This window comes from Streptomyces chisholmiae, from assembly GCF_031845445.1.
GTDB classification, from domain to species: Bacteria; Actinomycetota; Actinomycetes; order Streptomycetales; family Streptomycetaceae; genus Streptomyces; species Streptomyces chisholmiae.
Map to the genome: position 1 here is coordinate 1 of NZ_JAVREO010000249.1, position 421 is coordinate 421.

Consider the following 421-nt stretch of genomic DNA (forward strand, 5'->3'; position numbering starts at 1 on the left):
TTGTCAGCCGGGAGGTCCGTCAAAGTGATGGTGGCACTGGCATTTTGCGGAACCTCGGTGCGCAGCCCGTTGGCCACCGCGCCCCCGATGACCAGCACGGTGGCCACCACGATGGAGATCCCCACCGCGGGCCGGGGGAGCGGCTGACCGGTGAGCACCAGCGCCAGCAGCGCGCCGCACAGACCCATCGCGACGGCCACCGGGATGGCCATCGCCAGCGCCTCACCCCACATGCTGGTCGGCCACGGGTAGTGATAGACCGCGCCGATCCACAACGACTCCAGCCTCAGTCCGACGGTCGCCACGCCGAGACCGGCCACCGCGCCGAAAAGGATGGGCCGCTTGACAAGCGGGGTCAGCGCGATGAGTTCGACCACCAGTGCGGGGCCGAGGTAGAGCGCGAACCAACTCGTCGGTGCAC

Annotated in this window: 1 protein-coding gene; it reads right to left on the reverse strand. The window is 69.1% G+C overall.

Going from position 1 to position 421, the window contains the following annotated elements; translation table 11 throughout:
• A partial coding sequence (locus tag RM844_RS33045; protein ID WP_311671113.1) for a hypothetical protein occupies positions 1–377 on the reverse strand: 377 nt, incomplete at its 3' end.
• Between the last annotated feature and the right edge of the window lie 44 nt (positions 378–421).